Genomic DNA, 18,330 nt, shown 5'->3' on the forward strand with positions numbered 1-18,330 from the left:
TTACCTTGAGAGCCGCTTTTGCGGCTCTTCTTTTTCCTATGCCGGCGCGTTTCCACGAAACTGTGGAGATTAACCCTTTCTTAAGAAACGGCTTGCGCATTTGGGCTAATGATACCATCTTAAAGTCATAAAGACCGGGCCTGGAAACTTTTCCGTCGGTGTCGGCGTTACCTGAATATAAAGTAGCTGCGTGCAACAGGGACTATTGCGATGTCGGAAGTTGGATTGAACACGATCAGTTTTGCGGGCCGCGCCGCTGCATCCTCGCAGTTCAAGGCACTTTATGCGGAAGGCATGTCGCTAGTCGAAGAGACCGCCGCCTATCTCGACGGCCAGGGCCGCGCAGCCTCCAAGGTTCTGCCGCGGATGGCCTCGGTTCTTTACGCCGCGGAATCGATGCGTCTCACCACCCGCCTGATGCAGATGGCCTCCTGGCTGCTGTTGCAGCGCGCCGTCAACAATGGCGAAATGTCCCGTGACCAGGTGCTGGCCGAAAAGAACAAGGTCCGCCTCGACGGCTTCAACGTCGACCGCACAGCACCCGGCTGGGGCGACCTGCCGGAATCCTTCCGCGATCTCGTCGAGCGCTCACTGCGTTTGCAGAACCGCATTGCTCTGCTCGACCGCGAGATCTACCGCCCATCCGAAGCCGTGATCGTTCATGACAACCAGAACAGCGTCCAGGCTCAGCTTTCCCTGCTGCAGACCGCCTTCGGCAACAACTGAACGGATCTGCGAGAATTCGATAGAGACCGGCTGCGTCCTGCGCGGCCGGTTTTTTGTTGTCGTCGAACGCCGGCATGCCGACTGCATAATTCAAACTGTTCCAGCGCCGTTTGCGCGTCTGGCAAGACGCGCGGCGCTGTAAGCCACTGCACACGCAAAAAAGCCCGGCGAAACCGGGCTCTCTTCGAATTCCGTCGGGCAGAAGCGATTAGAGGCCGAGGCCGCCGAAACGCTTGTTGAACTTGGAGACGCGGCCACCGCGGTCCATGAGCTGCTGGCTGCCGCCGGTCCAGGCCGGATGCGACTTGGAATCGATTTCAAGGTTCATGACAGCGCCTTCCGAACCCCAGGTCGAGCGGGTTTCGTATTCGGTGCCATCGGTCATGACCACCTTGATCATGTGATATTCGGGATGGATGCCTGCCTTCATAACAATCTTCCTGCGATACCGGAGTTCAATTTGCCGCATGCAGTTGCGGCCAACGAACCGATTGAATAAATGAAGCCGCAGTCGTGATGGCTACGGCTTCCCATTAGGATGCGGTGCCTATACATGAAGGACGCCTAGATAACAAGAGCCAACAGGCCGCATTGCGCGGGTCCTGCGGGCGATCGGAGACGATTTGGCAGAGCAGGCACGGGCTGAAGAAAACAAAAGTCGGTCGCTGCGACCGCTCGGCAGGCTGACGCCCTATGTCATGCGTTATCGCGCCATGGTGGCCGGCGCGCTGATGTCGCTGGCGCTTGCCGCCGTCACCTCGCTGGCGCTGCCGCTTGCCGTGCGCCGCATGATCGATCACGGCTTCACTCATTCCGACGGCCGTTTCATCAACAGCTACTTCGCCATGCTTATGGTCATGGCCATCGTCCTCGCGGTCGCGAGCGCGCTGCGCTATTATTTCGTCATCACCATCGGCGAGCGCATCGTCGCCGATCTACGCCGCGATGTCTTCTCCCATGTGACGAGGCTGTCGCCCTCGTTCTTCGATGTCAACCAGTCCGGCGAGATCGTCTCGCGCCTGACTGCCGATACGACTCAGATCAAGTCCGCCGTCGGCGCCACCGCTTCGGTGGCGCTCAGAAACCTCATCCTCTGTATCGGCGCCATGGGCATGATGATCGTCACCTCGCCGAAGCTTTCGAGCCTCGTCATCGGAGCGATCCCGCTGATCGTCTTCCCGCTCGTCGCCTTCGGCCGCTCGGTGCGCAAGCGCTCGCGCGCCGCCCAGGATACGCTCGCCGACGCCTCCGCCTTCGCCAACGAGACGATCGCCGCGACCCGCACCGTCCAGGCCTTCAACGGCGAGGATGCCGCAGCGACGCGTTACGGCACCGCCGTCGAATCCGCCTATGACGCCGCCCGGGCAGCCATCCGCTCGCGCGCGCTGCTGACGGGGATCGCCATTACGCTGATCTTCGGCAGCGTCGTCGCCGTGCTCTGGGTCGGAGCCCATAGCGTTCTTGCCGGCACCCTTTCTGCCGGCACGCTCGGCCAGTTTCTGCTCTATGCCGTCATCTCCGCCGGTTCGCTGGGCGCGCTGTCGGAGGTCTGGGGCGAACTCTCGCAGGCAGCCGGCGCTGCCGACCGGCTGACCGAACTTCTCGACGAGGTTTCGCCGATTGCCGCCCCCGCCACTCCGCAGCCGCTTCCGTCCCCTGGCCGCGGCCGCGTCGAATTCGCAGACGTGCATTTCGCCTATCCCTCACGCCCCGGCAAATCGGCGCTGCATGGCTTAAACTTCGCCATCACGCCGGGCGAGACCGTTGCCATCGTCGGCCCTTCCGGTGCCGGCAAGAGCACCGTCTTTTCGCTGCTGCTGCGCTTCTACGATCCGCAGCAGGGCAGCGTGAAGATCGACGGGGTCGACGCCCAGCTGACCACGCCCGACGAGCTGCGTCAGCGCATCGCCATCGTGCCGCAGGACGTCACCATCTTTGCCGCCTCGATCCATGACAACATCGCCTTCGGCCGTCCCGGCGCCTCGCGTGACGAGGTCCGCGCCGCAGCCCTTGCCGCCCAGGCTGACGAATTCATCGCCCGATTGGATAGGGGCTACGAGACGGAAGTCGGCGAACGCGGCATCACGCTCTCCGGCGGCCAGCGCCAGCGCATCGCCATTGCCCGCGCCATCCTGAAGAACGCGCCTGTGCTGCTGCTCGACGAAGCGACCTCCGCCCTCGACGCCGAAAGCGAGACGCTGGTGCAGAAAGCCCTCGACGGCCTTGTCGACGGCCGCACGACGCTGGTCATCGCCCATCGCCTGGCAACGGTTCTGAAAGCCGATCGCATCCTGGTCATGGATCAGGGCCGCGTCGTCGAGGAGGGCACGCATAAGAGCCTGATCCGCCATGGCGGTATCTATGCGCGGCTGGCACGGCTGCAATTCGACGCCGCCAACGAGGATGTACTCGCCGCCGCCAAATAGCCGGCGCGCATCTCTCCTGCCAAAAGCGACTAAAGTCTGAACCTCGCAGCACCTCTCCGCGGTTGCCTTTCGCGCGGTCTGCCCTACCCTCTTCATTCCCCGGGGTGGGGATATCGCTGTAGAAATTCTTGGGAGGAGATGGGAATGGCGCTTTCCGATATGACGCGACGTGCGGGCCTTGTGCTCGGTTTCAGTGTGCTTGCGACCTTTGCCGCCGGCGCAACTGCCGCTGCCGCGGATTTTCCTGATCGCGCGATCACCATGGTCGTGCCCTTCGCGGCCGGCGGCTCGACCGATGTCGTTGCCCGCATCGTCGCGCAGAAGATGTCGGAGGATCTGGGCCAGCAGGTGATCGTCCAGAATGTCGCCGGCGCCGGTGGCAATCTCGGCGCCGGCAATGTCGCCCGCGCTGAACCCGACGGCTACACCATTCTGATGGGCACGGTCGCAACCCACGCCCTCAACCCGCTGATCCTCAAATCGACCCCATACGATCCCGAGAAGGATTTCGCGCCGGTCTCGCTGCTCGTCATCGTGCCCAACGTTCTGGTCGTCAATCCGGAATTGCCGGCAAAGACCGTGCAGGAGTTGATCGCGCTGTTGAAGGCCGAGCCCGACAAATACAGTTACGCTTCGTCGGGCAACGGTACGCCGCTGCATCTTTCCGGCGAACTCTTCAAGTCCATGGCCGGCGTCAGCATGCAGCACATCCCCTATAAGGGTGCCGGCCCGGCATTGAACGACGTCATCGGCAACCAGGTGCCGATCATGTTCGACAACCTGCCCTCTTCATCGAGCCACATCAAGGCCGGTACGCTGCGGGCGCTGGCGGTGACGACGGCCCAGCGCGCGCCCTCCTTCCCCGATGTGCCGACGGTCGCCGAGTCGGGCATACCAGGCTACGAGACCTATACATGGAACGCGCTTTTCGCCCCGGCCAAGACGCCGGACGAGGTGGTCTTGCGCCTCAATGCTTCGGCCAAAAAGGCGCTCGCCGACCCGGCCGTTGCCGAACGGATGAAAGAATTCAGCGCCACCATCGTCGGCTCGACGCCGGAAGAACTTGCCACCCATGTGAAGGCCGAACTCGCCAAATGGGGACCGGTCGTCAAGGGGGCGAATATCCAGATGGAGTGATGCCGGAGCATCATGCCTCTTCCATCGCGAACAGGATTCGGATTTTAGGCCGGCCCGGCCTGAAATCTCTTGTTGTCGCGGCGAAGCGTCCGGCCTCTCCTTTGCTAGCGTCCAATGGAAATGGTGACAATTGGACGCTAAGCAATTCAATTCAAATTAAGGTAGTGGAAAAGCTCGCCATTTTGATCTAGCCTCCGCTACGCTGATGGTTGCAATTCAGCGTTTCGGGAGACATCCATGTATAAATTCGAAGTTTATAAGGATAAGGCCGGCGAGTTCCGCTTCCGCTTCAAGGCATCGAACGGCGAAGCCATGTTCTCGTCCGAGGGCTACAAGGCGAAGGCGTCGGCCGTGAACGCCATCGAATCCATCAAGAAGAACGCACCCGGCGCCGAAATCGTCGATCAGACGAAGGCCGAATCCTGATCAGATCGGCAGGGGCGGCGTCAACGCAGCTCCTGCCCTTTCGCGCCTTTGAGCAGCGCCGGCACCCTTGAGTCTGCCCGTTTGCTGGTGATTTTTCGGCGCCATTTTCTTTTTCGCATATTTTTTGAAAACCATGTCGAAACGACCGATGGCCGCGCCTCATTGTTTTGGAACGGCCCTCCGCTCCGCCGGGCTTTACAGCTCTCGGGATATCGGTCCCCGATATCGGCATGCCCGGATCAACGCCAACAACGAGATCAGGAGTTTTCCATGCAATATGCTCTCATCATTCGCGAAGCCGCCGAGGATTTCGAGCGCCGCAGCGATCCGGCCTATCGAGATGGCTGGGTCGCCTACAGCAAGGCGCTTGCTCAGGCAGGGATCATGACCGGCGGCGCCGGGCTGACCGGCCCGGAGACCGGCACGATCGTACGCCGCAAAGGCGGGGAACACGATGTTCAGGACGGCCCCTATCCGGAAGGCAAGGAACAACTCGGCGGCTTCTATCTGATCGACGTCCCCGACATCGACACCGCGCTTGAATGGGCGACCCGCGTTCCGATCTCCGACAAGGGTTCTGTCGAGGTGCGCCCGCGCCTGCAGATGTGAGGCGACGATGCCGCCTGATGCCGGGCGCGCTGCCGAAAAGGTGGCGCGTCAATCCTACGGCAAGCTGATCGCTTTCCTCGCCGCCCGCTCGCGCGACGTGCCGGCGGCGGAAGACGCATTGTCGGAAGCGCTGGCCTCGGCCCTTCGCGTTTGGCCAGAGCGCGGCATTCCCGGCAATCCGGAAGCCTGGCTGCTGGTGGCTGCACGCCGCAACCTCATGCAGGCCACCCGCCACCGCACCGTCGAGGTCAATGCGCAAACGACGATATTGATTGCCTTCGAAGAAGCAGAGGAACGCATGAACGAGGCCGGCAAGGCCGTCTTTCCCGATGAGCGGCTGAAGCTGCTCTTTGCCTGTACCCATCCCGCCATCGACAGCTCCGTGCATACGGCGCTGATGCTGCAGACCGTTCTCGGCATCGAGGCGCGAACCATCGCGCGAACCTTCGTCATTTCGCCGGATACGATGAGCCAACGGCTGGTGCGGGCCAAGGCGAAGATTCGGGATGCCGGCATTCCCTTCGCCGTTCCGCAGCGTCCCACCTTGCCCGGGCGGCTCGCCGCGGTGCTCTCGGCGATCTACGCCGCCTACGGCCTCGGCTGGGACGGCCTCGACGGCGAAGAAGAGCGCCATTCGCTTGCCGGCGAAGCGATCTGGCTCGGCCGAGCGCTTCTTGCGGTACTGCCGGACGAACCGGAGGCAATCGGTCTCCTCTCGTTGATGCTTCACTGCGAAGCCCGCCGCAACGCCCGGCGCGACAGCGATGGTCGATATGTGCCGCTAGACGAACAGGATACCGCTGCGTGGAACGCAATCATGATCGCCGAGGCGGATTCGCTGCTACGCAAGGCCGGGAGTTTCAACCGTTTCGGCCCCTTCCAGTGCCAGGCGGCGATCCAGTCCGTGCATGCGGCGCGCCGGCTGTCGGGAAAGACCGACTGGCAGGCGTTGACAACACTCTACGCGGCGCTGGTGATGATGAAACCCACGCTGGGTGCACATGTCAGCCAGGCTGCGGTGATCGGCAGGGCGCTGAATGCGGCCGCTGGCCTGAAACGGCTCGACCAGCTCGATCCGAGCGCTGTCGCCAGCTACCAGCCCTACTGGGCGGTGCGCGCCTTTCTTCTGTCGCAGGCCGGCGACGATACCGCGGCGGCCGGCGCCTATATGACAGCGATCGGCCTCAGTGACAGCCCCGCCGTCCGCGATTTTCTCGCCGGCCGGCTAAAGGAGGCGCGGCTGTAATCATTTCTCAGTGAGCTTCAGCTCGATGCGGCGGTTGGTAGCGCGCGCGTCCGGCGTATCGCCTGGCGCGATCGGCTGAAACTCGCCGAAGCCGGCGGCAACGAGCCGGTCGGCCGGCACGCCTTGCGCGATCAGGAACTTGACGACCGAGATCGCGCGCGCCGAGGAAAGTTCCCAATTGTCGCGATAGCGGCCCGTTCCGCCAAGCGGCACATTGTCGGTATGGCCGTCGACGCGCAGCACCCAGTTGATCTCCGGCGGAATTTCCTTGGCGAGATCGAGAAGGGCGGCGGCGAGCTTTGCCATCTCCGTCTGCCCCTCCGGATTGAGATCGGCGCCGCCCGAGGGAAACAGCACTTCCGACTGGAAGACGAACCGGTCGCCGACGATACGGATATTCTCGCGGTCCGAAAGGATCTCGCGCAGGCGGCCGAAGAAGTCGGAACGGTAGCGGTTCAGTTCCTGCACGCGCGCCGCGAGCGCGACGTTCAGGCGGCTGCCTAGGTCGGCGATCTTGGTCTGCGAGACCCGGTCTTTCTCCTCCGACGCCTGAAGGGCAGCTTCGACGGCGGCGATCTGGCTGCGAAGCGCTGCAATCTGCTGGTTCAGCAGTTCGACCTGGCTGAGCGCCCGCTCGCTCACCTGCTTCTGCTCGTCGAGCTCCTGCGTCATCGCACCGATCCGTTTCTGCGCTGCATCCTGACCGCCCGAACCGGCATTCAGCAGCGCCTGCAGCCGCGAACGGTCGCCTTCGGCACTGGCAAGCGAGGCCTGCAGATTGGCGACCGAATCCTGAAGATCCTGGTTGCTGCCCTTTTCGAGCGCGAGTAGCTGCGTCAGCTCGTTGATCTGGCTGTTGAGGCGATTGAGCACCTCGTCGCGTCCGGTGATCTCGCGGCTGAGGATGAACTGCCCGACGACGAAGACCGTCAGCAGGAACATGATCGAGATGAGCAGCGTCGACAGCGCGTCGACGAAACCCGGCCAATAATCCACCGTGCGTTCGCGGCGGCGGTTGCGGGCAAGAGCCATGGCTTACTTGCCCTCGCTCTTTTCTGTCTGGCTGGCGCGGTCGCGCGTGCGCTCGCCTCTCTCGCCTGCGCGCTCCTGCACGCCGATGCGTTCGGCCAGCCGGTCAAGCGTGCGGCGCATCGCCTTCGCCTCGTCCTGCTGCGCCTCGATCCAGTCGCGCAGCATCTGCTGTTCGTTGCGCATGTTCTTGACGAGGCCCTGAATGCCTTCGGCAAGGCTCGCCATGGCGGCGACGGAGCGCTGGCTGCCGGTGCCGCCCTCTTCGGAGACCTTGCGCAGATAATCGGAGAGCGCGCGCATGTCGTCCGAGGAGGCGCCGGAAACGGCGTCGAGGGCCGGGGCAAGATCGGAGCCGACATCTGTGACCGAGGACAGCCAGTTTTCCAGTTCCATATAGAAGCGGTTCTGCGCGCGGCCGGCCTGCAGATCGAGGAAACCGAGAATGAGCGAACCGGAGAGGCCGAGCAGCGAGGAGGAGAAGGCCTGGCCCATGCCCGAAAGCGGCATGGAAAGCCCTTCCTTCAGCGCCGAAAGTACATCCCCCGTTCCGTTCGAGCCGGCATCGAGCGACTGGATGACGATGCTGATCGAACCGATCGTGCCGATGAGGCCCCAGAAGGTGCCGAGCAGGCCGAGGAAGACCAGGAGGCCAATCAGGTAGCGCGAAACGTCGCGCGATTCGTCAAGGCGGGTGGCGATCGAATCGAGGATCGAGCGCAGCGCCGTCGTCGACAGCGCGACCGAGGTCTTGCGGCTGCCGATCAGCGCCCGCATCGGCGCAAGCAGCCGCGGATTGCGGCTGACCTTGTCGGCGCTGCCGGCGGCGCGGAACGAGTTGAACCAGCGCACTTCGGGGCGAAGCGCCAGCACGTGATTGAAAACAAGGATGATTCCGACCGCGAGAACGCCGACGATCAGGCCGTTGAGGCCTGGATTGTGCATGAAGGCGGTCTGCGTCTGGCGGAAGAGGATGGCGGCGATAAAGCCGACGATGACCAGGAAAAGCAGCATCGTCCAGAGGAAGGGCATGGGGCTCGAAAGCCTGTAGGCATAACCGCCGGCCGTCTTTTCGGTGGAGCCGATCTCCGCCACATTCACATTTTCCATAGGGTCGCTGCCTCCGGAGTCATTGCTGGCGGAGACTAGAGCAACATTGTGCCGAATTGAAGTATGCCGGGGCGAAAACCGTGACTTTACAACAGCCGGATTTTCGTTCGCTTACTTGGCGGGGATCGGTCGCTTGACGACTTCGATCAGCGCCTTGTGGATGAGTTCGTTGCCGGCGACGATCGCGCCGCTCTCCAGAATGGCCGTCCCGCCGTCCCAATCGGTGACGAACCCGCCGGCTTCACGGATGAGCAGGATGCCGGCCGCCATGTCCCAGGGCGCAAGCTCCGCTTCCCAGAAACCGTCGAAGCGCCCGGCGGCGACATAGGCGAGATCGAGTGTCGGCGAGCCCAGGCGGCGGATGCCCGCCACTTCGCCCATCACGTGGCGAAGCTCGACCAGAAACTTGCCGTGATTACGCTTGCCGAGCGCCGGCACACCGCAGCCGATGACGCAATCCGACAACACGCGGCGCGCAGCGACGCGCAGGCGCCGGTCGTTGAGGAAGGCGCCGCCACCGCGCTCGGCTGTATAGAGCTCGTCGGTCGCCGGATTGAAGACGACGGCGGCAACGATCTCGCCGTTGCGTTCGAGCGCGATCGAAACAGCGAAGGCCGGAATGCCGTGCAGGAAGTTCGTCGTGCCGTCGAGCGGGTCGACGATCCAGCGGTGCGCGCCGTCCGTGCCCTTGATCTCGTCGCTTTCCTCGCCGAGAAAGCCATAGGTGGGACGCGCCTTGAGCAGTTCTTCCCGAACGATCTTTTCGGCCTTGCGGTCGGCAGTGGAAACGAAATCGCCGGGTCCCTTCACCGAAACCTGCAGGTTCTGCACTTCGCCGAAATCACGTCCCAGCGATTTTCCTGCCTTGAGGGCAGCCTGAACCATGACATTGAGAAGAGCTGAACGGGCCATCGGCGCATTTTTCCTTGGGACTGATACGGGGCGCGCACTGCCGGGGGCGGGAAATGTCCCTGAACATGCATGACAGGCGGCGCTGCAAAGATTGGCGGCCTCAAGACCACAAAATCAGGGAAATTTCAAGGGGAGGCGCGCATGGCTGCGCTGCGACACCGGAAACCGCCGATTATGCTGAACGGATTAAATCCGCGCCATCTTCCGGGACCGCCCGTTTTACGTGGTTTCCCTCGAAACTCATCTCAGAATTTCTGCTGCGTTATCAGCACTTCGCGAGCTATCTGATCGAGCGGCAGGATACGGTCGACACCGCCCTTGGCGATCGCCTCCTTCGGCATACCGAAGACAACCGAACTCGCCTCGTCCTGCGCCACCGTGTAGGCGCCGGCCTGATGCATTTCCAGCATGCCGCGCGCGCCGTCGTCGCCCATGCCGGTCATGATGATGCCCATGGCATTCGAGCCGGCCGAGCGCGCCGCCGAGCGGAAAAGCACGTCGACCGAAGGCCGGTGGCGCGACACCAGCGGTCCGGTCTTCACGCTCACATAGTAGCGCGCACCCTGGCGTTCGAGCAGCATGTGTTTGTCGCCTGGCGCGATCAGCACATGGCCGCGCAGCACCGGATCGCCATCGACGGCTTCCTTGACCTCGACCTCGCAGAGCCCGTTCAGCCGCTTGGCGAAGGCGGCGGTGAATTTCTCCGGCATATGCTGGACGATCACCATGCCGGGTGCATTGGCCGGCAGTTCCTCCAGGAATTCGCGCAGCGCCTCGGTGCCGCCTGTGGAGGCGCCGACGCAGACGACCATCTCCGTCGTCTTCGCCATGGCCCGCCCCGTCGGCGGCGGCAGCATCACGTCCGCCGTCAGCTTCTTGGCCGGCCCTTCCGCCGAAGCCGAGCGGATGGTTCCGGCGGCGCGACGCACCGTGGTAAGCCGCGCATGCGAGGCGCTCTTGACGACTTCGCGAATGCGCATCGCATCGTCGGCAAGGCTGTCGGCGGCGCCGATCTTCGATTTCAGGATGACGTCGACGGCGCCGGCCTCCAGCGCCTGGATCAGCGTTTCCGAACCCGCTTCCGTCAGCGACGAGCACATCACGACGGGGATCGGCCGCTGCGACATCAGCTTGCGCAGGAAGGTAATGCCGTCCATGCGCGGCATTTCCACATCGAGCGTGATGACGTCGGGGATCTCCTCCAGCAGCTTCCGCGCCGCCACGAAGGGGTCGGATGCGACCGCCATGATCTCGATATCGGGATCCTGCTCCAAGACATGGGTCAGTGTCTGACGGACGCTGGCAGAATCGTCGATGATCAGAACGCGGATTTTTTTAGCCATGAATGCTCCTAGAGCATGATGCCGAAAAGAATTGGCAATTTTCGGACGACATCATGCTCTAACTCTTTAGTGACACAAAGAGATAGAGCACGCCCGTGATTGGAAGAAAACGGACATGCTCTAGATGCGCTGAAACACCGTATTCGAGACCTGTTTCAATGGCAGGTCGAAGCCGGTAATCGATTCGGAATGACCGATGAACATGTAGCCGCCCTTCGCCAGGCAGTCGCAGAGGCGGTTGAGCACGCCGGCCTGAGTCTGCTTGTCGAAGTAGATGAGCACGTTGCGGCAGAAGATGACGTTCATCGCCTCGCCGATCGGGTATTTCTCGTCCATCAGGTTCATGCGGGCAAAACCAATCTTGCTGCGCAATTTCGGCGTGATGCGCACCTCCCGCCGATCCGGCTGCTTGGCCGTCAGCACGTATTTGCGCTGCAGGTCACGCGGCACAGGCGCGATGAGGTCTTCCGGGTAGATGCCCCGGCGCGCCGTCTGTAGCACGTCGGTGGAAAGGTCGGTGGCAAGCACGCTGTAGGAGACGTCGTTGCGGCCTTCGGTGAATTCCGCCAACACCATCGCCATCGTATAGGGTTCCGCCCCTGTCGAGCAGGCCGAACTCCAGGTGCGGATGGTCCGCACGCCGCTATTGGCGATCGCCGGCAACGCCACGCTCTGCAAGTAATCGAAATGCTTGGCTTCGCGGAAGAAGTCGGTCTTGTTCGTCGTCACCACGTCGATCAGGTAGACGGTTTCCTGGGCGAGGCCGTCGTGATTGAACAGGAAGTCGCAATAATCGTCGAAGGTCGAATGGTTGGTTGCGCGAAGGCGGCGCCTCAGCCGCCCTTCGAGCATCGTCAGCTTGGTCGGCGGCATCTTGATGCCGCTATAGTCGTAGATGAACCGGGCAAGCTTGTCGAAATTGCGCTTGCTGATCCGGTCCCCCGGCAATTGGGTTTCCACCGCTGCCATACTCATAGAACGCCGTACTCCCAGTTGATGCGCGGGTCAGGCCGCCGATTGCAGTGCCGAGGCGTCCTCGTGCGACAGCAACCGGGCAAGATCGATGATGACGACGAAACCGTTTTCACGGCGAACGACGCCGGCAATATAATCCGAGCGCCAGCGCACGCCGATATCAGGCGCCGCCTCGATCTGTTCGCGCCGGAACGGCGTCACCTCGAAGACGCGGTCGGCGACGAGGCCGAGCGTCAGCAGCCGGCTTTCCATCGGCACGTCGAGGACGAGCACGCGTGTGTGCGGCGTCGGCACGGTCTTCGTCATGCCGAGCTTCAATCGAAGATCGATCGTCGGCACGCCCTGTCCGCGCACGTCACGCAGACCGAGCAGATAGTCGGGACCATTCGGAATCTTGAAAGCTTCCGCATAGTCGAGGATTTCCCGTACCACCTCGACCGGCACGGCGAAGATCTCCTCGCCGAGGCTGAAGGTCACGAATTGCGCTTCCAGGGATGTCGTGGCCATGATCATGCACTTTCCTTAAATTCGACGTCCCCATCATCGGGACCGCCCATGGAGAGATCGAGAGCAAAACCCTTTGCCCGCGCCTGCTGACCGGCGACGCTGTTGGCGGCGAGTTTCCTGGTGCCGAGGTTGCGGCCGGCGGGCGCCGAGCTGCGGACAGTCGCCCTGGCAGCGGGCACGCGGGATTGGCGGGCGCCTGCGGTATCCACCTTGAAGAAGGCGATCGAGGCCTGCAGTTCTTCGGCTTGGCTCGCGAGCTCTTCCGAGGTCGCAGACATTTGCTCGGACGCGCCGGCATTCTGCTGCGTCACCCGATCGAGCTGCTGGATCGCGTCGTTGATCTGCGAGGCGCCCACATCCTGTTCGCGGCAGGCCGCACTGATTTCGGAAACCAGTTCGGCCGTCTTGCGGATGTCGGGCACCAGGCGGCCGAGCATGTCGCCAGCGTCCTGGGCGGCCTTGACCGTATCGCTCGACATCGAGCTGATTTCGGCGGCGGCCGACTGGCTGCGTTCGGCAAGCTTGCGAACCTCGGAGGCGACGACCGCAAAACCCTTGCCGTGTTCACCGGCGCGCGCCGCTTCGACGGCGGCGTTGAGCGCCAGAAGATCGGTCTGGCGGGCAATTTCCTGGACGATGCTGATCTTCTCGGCAATGGTCCGCATCGCCTGCACGGCGCGCGACACCGCTTCGCCACTCATTTCCGCATCCTTGGCGGACTGGCGGGCGATCTTTTCCGTCTGGGCGGCGTTGTCGGCGTTCTGCTTGATGTTGGCGGCCATCTCCTCCATCGAGGCCGACGCCTCTTCGGCCGAAGCCGCCTGTTCGCTGGCGCCCTGCGACACCTGTTCGGAGCTCGAGGACAGTTCCTGGCTGCCGGCCGAAACATTTTCGGCGGCCGCGACCGCATCGGCGACAACGCCACGCAGGCGCTCGACCATCTGGTCGAGCGCAATGCCGAGCGTATCCTTCTCCGAAAGCGGCTTCGGAGACACCGTCAGATCGCCGTCAGCGATCTGTGCCGCAATGTTGGCGGTGACGCGAAGGTTGTCCGTCATGGTGTTGATCATGTTGACCAGATCCTTGATCTCGTCGTTGGTCCTGATCTCGACCTTTTGGTTCAGGTCGCCGATGGCGACGGCGCTGGCAACGTTCATGATCTTGCGCAGGCCGCTGTTGACACCGAGCGCGATCCAAAGCGCGGCGGCGAAGGCGATAAGGGAAGCCCCGATTGCGATACCGATCAACATGTTCTTTGTTGAGCTATAAAGAGCATCGGTATCGCTATCGGCTTGCGCCATCGACTTCTGTTGAAGCGTAACGAGTTTCCCGAAAACCTCTTCCATTTCCGCGACGAGGGCGCGAACCTCCCCTGAGGAAAGGGCCACGGCCGCCGCTCTGTCGCCGCTTTGTTGAATGGAGGCTACTTTGTTGGAGCCTTCATCGAAGCGCTTGGCCAGTTCGATCAACCTGTCCCAGAGCGGCTTGCCTTCAGCAGTTGCGAGCTGTAGGCCGCTTGTCGCGAAGCTGAGCATTTCATCCACGCTTCTCGCCGAATTCTGATAATCCTTTTTGACGATTTCGGAATCCATTTCCAGAAGCGCGTTCTTTTGCCAGCGGACGGCATCGAGCTCGGCAGTTTGCGCCTCCAGAGCCAGTTCCAGCCTTTTTGCAGGCCCGGAAACAAGGTCGCCAACAGCGTCGTTCAGCAAGCTGAGGCTGATGATTCCATAAACCGCGCTACCCACCAGCAACAATATGACAAAGCCGAATGCGGCCGCGAGCTTAAGTTTGATCGTAATACGCATCTCAATATTCCTCTCAGAGAGCGAAGCAATAAATATGGTCCAGGTGGCGCGGCGTCATGCAGCAAAGAAATTCCATCAGGCAAAAGCATCCAACGGAAAGAAATGAATAGGTTCCGTGCCTATCCCCTCGAGCACCGGAAGCCTGCGTCGCGGGCCATGTTGGCTGGCCCACGACAGTTGCAAACGGAGAGAGCACCTATGCGCTTTCTCCAAGGGAGCGCTATGCGCTCTCCCTAAACTCGTCATCGGCCATGTCGGGACCGCCCATCGACATGTCGAGGGCAAATCCTTTCACGCGGGCCTGCTGGCCGGCGACCGTATTGGCCGGCGTCTTGCCGCCCGGTTTGCGTGGTGCCGCCTGAACCCGGCTGCGGGCGGCGAGTTTTGCCGCCGGGGCGCGGTCACGGCGACTGCCGGCCGTATCGACCTTGAAGAAAGCGATCGACGTCTGCAGCTCTTCGGCCTGGGAGGCGAGCTCCTCGGAGGTCGCCGACATCTGCTCGGAAGCGCCAGCATTCTGCTGCGTCACCTTGTCGAGCTGTTGGATCGCTTCATTGATCTGGGCCGCCCCGATATCCTGTTCGCGGCAGGCGGCGCTGATCTCGGAGACCAACTCGGCCGTCTTGCGGATATCGGGCACCAGCCGGCCGAGCATTTCGCCGGCTTCCTGGGCGGCTGTCACGGTATCGCTCGACATGGCGCTGATTTCGGCGGCCGCCGACTGGCTGCGTTCGGCGAGTTTGCGAACCTCGGAGGCGACGACCGCAAATCCCTTGCCGTGTTCACCGGCGCGCGCCGCTTCGACTGCGGCGTTCAAAGCCAGCAGATCGGTCTGCCGGGCGATTTCCTGGACGATGCCGATCTTCTGAGCGATCGTGCGCATGGCGTCGACGGCACGGGAGACGGCTTCACCACTGGCTTCCGCATCCTTGGCCGACTGACGGGCGATCTTTTCCGTCTGGGCGGCGTTGTCGGCGTTCTGCTTGATGTTGGAGGCCATCTCTTCCATCGAAGCGGAAGCCTCTTCGGCGGAAGCCGCCTGTTCGGTGGCACCCTGCGAGACCTGCTCGGAGCTTGCCGAAAGCTCCTGGCTGCCGGACGAGACGTTCTCGGCCGCGGAGATTGCGTCGGCGACGACGCCGCGCAGGCGCTCGACCATCTGCTCCAGGGCGAGGCCCAGCGCATCCTTGTCGGAGAGCGGCTTCGGAGACACCGTCAGGTCGCCGTTTGCGATCTGATCGGCGATGCCGGCGGTGGTTCGTAGGTTGGAGATCATGCTCTGCATCGCGATGCCGAGCGTATCCTTGTCCGAAAGCGGCTTGGCGTCGGTGCTGAGGTCGCCCATGGCGATCTGGTCGGCAAGGGCTGCCGTGGCGCGCAGATTGGCGGTCATGGTATTGACCGTGTTGATGAGATCCTTGATCTCGTCATTGGTCTTGACGTCGACCCTCTGGTTGAGATCACCGATTGCGACGGCGTTTGCGACGGTCGTGATCTTCCGCAAGCCGTTGTTGATTCCGAGCGTGATCCACAATGCGGCGGCGAGTGCGACGAGCACGGCGATGCCGGAAGCAGCAGTGAGGATCAGCTTGGTCGAATTATAAAGATCGGTGTTCGAGTGGTTGGTTGCCTGCATGCCCTTGCGCTGGATCTCCGTAAGGGCGGCGATTGCATCGCCCATGTCATTGGTCATCGCTCGAAGGTCGCCGAGTGAAAGCGCCAGCGCGCCTGATTTGTCGCCCTTCGCGTCAAGTTGCTGCAACTCAGTGGATTTTTCACGGAATTTCCCACCGACCGTCCGCAGCTTTTCCCAATGAGGCTTGCCTTCAGCGGTGGCGATGGCAAAACCGGCGTCGACAGCATCGAACATGGCCTGCAGGTTCTGATCGGCTTCCTTGTAGAAAGCGGCGGCCGCGTCGGGATCCGTGGAAAGCAGCGCGTTCTTCTGAGCGCGGATGGCGTTGACTTCGGCGACATTGGCATTCAGCGCCAGTTCCAGGCGGCGCATCGGGCCGTCGATCATATTGCTGCTCGCCTCGTTCAAAGTGCCGAGGCTGAGGCTTCCATAAACCGCGATGCCGATTAGCAGCAGCGTCATGATGCCGAAGGCAAGACCCAGTTTGAGTTTAATGGTGAAACGCATGTGATACCCCCGATTTGCGGTCAAAACGAATGGAGAGAGACATGTCCCCTTGGCGGGACGTCGAGCTTGGAACTGATGTGTTGAAACGGGGAAAAGCGATTACATTCACTTCCCGGCAGCCGGACATCTATCCATCGCAGCGCCAACGCCTACATGCGTTGGGGGATATTCCCTCCTCGGGCCGCCGGAGCAGCCCGAGGGATCACATTGAGGGCAGGAGCGCTTATGCGCTCTCCCTAAAGTCGTCGTCGCTGGCGTCTGGACCACCCATCGACATGTCGAGAGCAAAGCCCTTGAGACGCTGCTGCTGAGCCGAAACCGTCTGGCCGCGACCCTGTCCATGGCCTTGCGGGGCGGATTTGCGGACAGTGGCCGGGGCTTTGGCCACCTTGGCCGAAGCCTTTGGCTGTGCCTTCTGGGCGCCGGGCCGCGCACTACCCGCCGTATCGACCTTGAAGAAGGCGATCGAGGCCTGCAGTTCTTCGGCCTGGGAGGCGAGCTCCTCGGAGGTCGCCGACATCTGCTCGGAGGCGCCGGCATTCTGCTGGGTCACCTTGTCGAGTTGCTGGATCGCCTCATTGATCTGCGAAGCGCCGATATCCTGTTCGCGGCAGGCTGCACTGATCTCGGAGACCAACTCTGCCGTCTTGCGGATGTCGGGCACCAGCCGGCCAAGCATGTCGCCGGCATCGGCGGCGGCCTTGACCGTATCGCTCGACATCGAGCTGATTTCGGCGGCGGCCGACTGGCTGCGTTCGGCGAGTTTGCGAACCTCGGAGGCGACGACCGCAAAACCCTTGCCGTGTTCGCCGGCACGTGCTGCTTCCACAGCCGCGTTGAGAGCCAAGAGATCGGTCTGGCGGGCGATCTCCTGGACGATGCCGATCTTCTGAGCGATCGTGCGCATGGCGTCGACGGCACGCGTCACCGCTTCACCGCTGGCTTCCGCGTCCTTGGCCGACTGGCGGGCAATCTTTTCCGTCTGGGCGGCGTTGTCGGCGTTCTGCTTGATGTTGGCGGCCATCTGCTCCATCGAGGCCGACGCCTCTTCAGCCGACGCCGCCTGTTCGGTGGCGCCCTGCGAGACCTGTTCCGAGCTCGCCGAAAGTTCCTGGCTGCCGGAAGAGACGTTGTCGGCAGCCGACAATGCGTCGGCGACGACGCCGCGCAGGCGTTCGATCATCGTATTGACATTACCCAGAAGCTCGCCGATTTCGTCATGGCTGGTGATATCGGCCATCTTCGTCAGATCGCCTTCCGACACCTCGCGAACCACGGTGTTGGCGCGGCTAAGTCCCTTGCTGATCGTGCTGGCGATCCAGAAGGCGGTGAGAGCAGCGATCAGCAGCGCGACGGCGGCGACCGCCATCATCGTCGTGCGGGTCGTCGTGTACTGCGCTTCGGCGCCGTCATCGGCAGCCTTCATACGCTGCTTTTCAAGCGCCAGGATTTCGCTGAGTGTCGAGTCGATGTCGTTGGCAGCGGCCCGGGCCGTCGAGACGGAGATGGCATTTGCGCCTTCGGCATTGCCGGCCTTCACATATTCGCGGATCTGATCGTCGGCCGCATTGAAGGTCTTGGACAGCTCGGCGATGCGTGCCCAGCGCACTTTGCCCTCTTCCGTTGCCAGCGCCAGCACATGGCTGAAGGCGTCGGCGAATTCCTTGCGGGCCTGGTTGCCCTTGGCGATTGCCCCGGCCGACTCGTCCGCGGTCCGGGCGGTGAGCAGGTTCTTCTGCTGGCGGATGGCCTCGAGCTGGGCGATGTTGATCTGCTGCGCGAGATCGAGGCGGGCTGCCGGGCCGGAGAGAAGCTTATCGATCGTATCGTTCAGCGATCCAAGGCTGAGGACACCGTAAGCGGCGGTGCCCATGAGCATCAGAATGATGAAGGTGAACGCGGTCACCAGTTTCGTCTTGATTGTCAGTCGCAT

General features: G+C 62.5%; 16 protein-coding genes. 6 read left to right on the forward strand and 10 right to left on the reverse strand.

Annotated features, from left to right (window positions below):
• Window positions 1-210: 210 nt before the first annotated feature.
• The gene (locus tag FHT69_RS26540; protein ID WP_028755513.1) at window positions 211-726 is read left to right on the forward strand and encodes a DUF1465 family protein; all 516 of its coding nucleotides are present in this window, start codon (window positions 211-213) and stop codon (window positions 724-726) included.
• Between the two features lie 208 nt (window positions 727-934).
• Here the strand turns inward: FHT69_RS26540 and rpmE are convergent, their stop codons facing one another.
• Window positions 935-1,156 (reverse strand): 50S ribosomal protein L31, encoded by a 222-nt coding sequence (gene rpmE / locus FHT69_RS26545; RefSeq protein ID WP_028755512.1) that lies wholly within the window; start codon window positions 1,154-1,156, stop codon window positions 935-937.
• 193 nt (window positions 1,157-1,349) lie between these two features.
• Between rpmE and FHT69_RS26550 the strand changes: the two genes are divergently transcribed.
• The 5 genes from FHT69_RS26550 to FHT69_RS26570 all read left to right on the forward strand — a co-directional run bounded on the left by FHT69_RS26550 (window position 1,350) and on the right by FHT69_RS26570 (window position 6,570).
• A complete protein-coding gene (locus FHT69_RS26550) occupies window positions 1,350-3,152 on the forward strand; it encodes an ABC transporter transmembrane domain-containing protein (protein ID WP_063475341.1) in 1,803 nt (600 codons plus the stop codon).
• A 144-nt stretch (window positions 3,153-3,296) separates the two neighbouring features.
• Window positions 3,297-4,289, forward strand: a complete 993-nt coding sequence (locus FHT69_RS26555) for a Bug family tripartite tricarboxylate transporter substrate binding protein (protein ID WP_097630732.1) — start codon at window positions 3,297-3,299, stop codon at window positions 4,287-4,289.
• 237 nt (window positions 4,290-4,526) lie between these two features.
• Window positions 4,527-4,715, forward strand: a complete 189-nt coding sequence (locus FHT69_RS26560; protein ID WP_028755509.1) for a YegP family protein — start codon at window positions 4,527-4,529, stop codon at window positions 4,713-4,715.
• A gap of 270 nt (window positions 4,716-4,985) precedes the next feature.
• Entirely contained in the window at window positions 4,986-5,324 is a 339-nt protein-coding gene (locus FHT69_RS26565; protein ID WP_028755508.1) for a YciI family protein, read from the forward strand.
• Between the two features lie 7 nt (window positions 5,325-5,331).
• Window positions 5,332-6,570, forward strand: a complete 1,239-nt coding sequence (locus FHT69_RS26570) for an RNA polymerase sigma factor (RefSeq protein ID WP_097630730.1) — start codon at window positions 5,332-5,334, stop codon at window positions 6,568-6,570.
• Here FHT69_RS26570 and FHT69_RS26575 read toward each other — a convergent pair whose 3' ends face one another.
• The 9 genes from FHT69_RS26575 to FHT69_RS26615 all read right to left on the reverse strand — a co-directional run bounded on the left by FHT69_RS26575 (window position 6,571) and on the right by FHT69_RS26615 (window position 18,330).
• Window positions 6,571-7,602, reverse strand: a complete 1,032-nt coding sequence (locus FHT69_RS26575; RefSeq protein ID WP_028755506.1) for a peptidoglycan -binding protein — start codon at window positions 7,600-7,602, stop codon at window positions 6,571-6,573.
• 3 nt (window positions 7,603-7,605) lie between these two features.
• Window positions 7,606-8,709 carry a hypothetical protein gene (locus FHT69_RS26580; RefSeq protein ID WP_028755505.1) on the reverse strand — a complete coding sequence of 368 codons (1,104 nt, stop codon included), beginning with the start codon at window positions 8,707-8,709 and terminating at the stop codon, window positions 7,606-7,608.
• A 111-nt stretch (window positions 8,710-8,820) separates the two neighbouring features.
• Entirely contained in the window at window positions 8,821-9,621 is an 801-nt protein-coding gene (locus tag FHT69_RS26585; RefSeq protein WP_097630729.1) for an inositol monophosphatase family protein, read from the reverse strand.
• A gap of 245 nt (window positions 9,622-9,866) precedes the next feature.
• Window positions 9,867-10,964 (reverse strand): chemotaxis response regulator protein-glutamate methylesterase, encoded by a 1,098-nt coding sequence (locus tag FHT69_RS26590; RefSeq protein WP_028755503.1) that lies wholly within the window; start codon window positions 10,962-10,964, stop codon window positions 9,867-9,869.
• Window positions 10,965-11,084: 120 nt separating this feature from the next.
• Window positions 11,085-11,939, reverse strand: a complete 855-nt coding sequence (locus tag FHT69_RS26595) for a CheR family methyltransferase (protein ID WP_028755502.1) — start codon at window positions 11,937-11,939, stop codon at window positions 11,085-11,087.
• 30 nt (window positions 11,940-11,969) lie between these two features.
• Window positions 11,970-12,452 carry a chemotaxis protein CheW gene (locus tag FHT69_RS26600; RefSeq protein ID WP_028755501.1) on the reverse strand — a complete coding sequence of 161 codons (483 nt, stop codon included), beginning with the start codon at window positions 12,450-12,452 and terminating at the stop codon, window positions 11,970-11,972.
• The gene (locus FHT69_RS26605; RefSeq protein WP_028755500.1) at window positions 12,449-14,254 is read right to left on the reverse strand and encodes a methyl-accepting chemotaxis protein; all 1,806 of its coding nucleotides are present in this window, start codon (window positions 14,252-14,254) and stop codon (window positions 12,449-12,451) included. Before FHT69_RS26605 ends, FHT69_RS26600 begins: the two co-directional genes overlap by 4 nt.
• A gap of 220 nt (window positions 14,255-14,474) precedes the next feature.
• Window positions 14,475-16,397 (reverse strand): methyl-accepting chemotaxis protein, encoded by a 1,923-nt coding sequence (locus FHT69_RS26610; RefSeq protein ID WP_028755499.1) that lies wholly within the window; start codon window positions 16,395-16,397, stop codon window positions 14,475-14,477.
• A gap of 223 nt (window positions 16,398-16,620) precedes the next feature.
• Entirely contained in the window at window positions 16,621-18,330 is a 1,710-nt protein-coding gene (locus tag FHT69_RS26615; RefSeq protein WP_028755498.1) for a methyl-accepting chemotaxis protein, read from the reverse strand.

Source organism: Rhizobium sp. BK008 (assembly GCF_014197345.1).
Classification (GTDB): domain Bacteria; phylum Pseudomonadota; class Alphaproteobacteria; order Rhizobiales; family Rhizobiaceae; genus Rhizobium; species Rhizobium anhuiense.

Bases quoted from the DNA above. Each gene is read 5' to 3' on its own strand.
- FHT69_RS26540 (WP_028755513.1), top strand. From the start codon at position 211: ATGTCGGAAGTTGGATTGAACACGATCAGTTTTGCGGGCCGCGCCGCT.
- rpmE (WP_028755512.1), bottom strand. From the start codon at position 1,156: ATGAAGGCAGGCATCCATCCCGAATATCACATGATCAAGGTGGTCATG.
- FHT69_RS26555 (WP_097630732.1), top strand. From the start codon at position 3,297: ATGGCGCTTTCCGATATGACGCGACGTGCGGGCCTTGTGCTCGGTTTC.
- FHT69_RS26560 (WP_028755509.1), top strand. From the start codon at position 4,527: ATGTATAAATTCGAAGTTTATAAGGATAAGGCCGGCGAGTTCCGCTTC.
- FHT69_RS26565 (WP_028755508.1), top strand. From the start codon at position 4,986: ATGCAATATGCTCTCATCATTCGCGAAGCCGCCGAGGATTTCGAGCGC.
- FHT69_RS26570 (WP_097630730.1), top strand. From the start codon at position 5,332: ATGCCGCCTGATGCCGGGCGCGCTGCCGAAAAGGTGGCGCGTCAATCC.
- FHT69_RS26575 (WP_028755506.1), bottom strand. From the start codon at position 7,602: ATGGCTCTTGCCCGCAACCGCCGCCGCGAACGCACGGTGGATTATTGG.
- FHT69_RS26580 (WP_028755505.1), bottom strand. From the start codon at position 8,709: ATGGAAAATGTGAATGTGGCGGAGATCGGCTCCACCGAAAAGACGGCC.
- FHT69_RS26585 (WP_097630729.1), bottom strand. From the start codon at position 9,621: ATGGCCCGTTCAGCTCTTCTCAATGTCATGGTTCAGGCTGCCCTCAAG.
- FHT69_RS26590 (WP_028755503.1), bottom strand. From the start codon at position 10,964: ATGGCTAAAAAAATCCGCGTTCTGATCATCGACGATTCTGCCAGCGTC.
- FHT69_RS26595 (WP_028755502.1), bottom strand. From the start codon at position 11,939: ATGAGTATGGCAGCGGTGGAAACCCAATTGCCGGGGGACCGGATCAGC.
- FHT69_RS26600 (WP_028755501.1), bottom strand. From the start codon at position 12,452: ATGATCATGGCCACGACATCCCTGGAAGCGCAATTCGTGACCTTCAGC.
- FHT69_RS26605 (WP_028755500.1), bottom strand. From the start codon at position 14,254: ATGCGTATTACGATCAAACTTAAGCTCGCGGCCGCATTCGGCTTTGTC.
- FHT69_RS26610 (WP_028755499.1), bottom strand. From the start codon at position 16,397: ATGCGTTTCACCATTAAACTCAAACTGGGTCTTGCCTTCGGCATCATG.
- FHT69_RS26615 (WP_028755498.1), bottom strand. From the start codon at position 18,330: ATGCGACTGACAATCAAGACGAAACTGGTGACCGCGTTCACCTTCATC.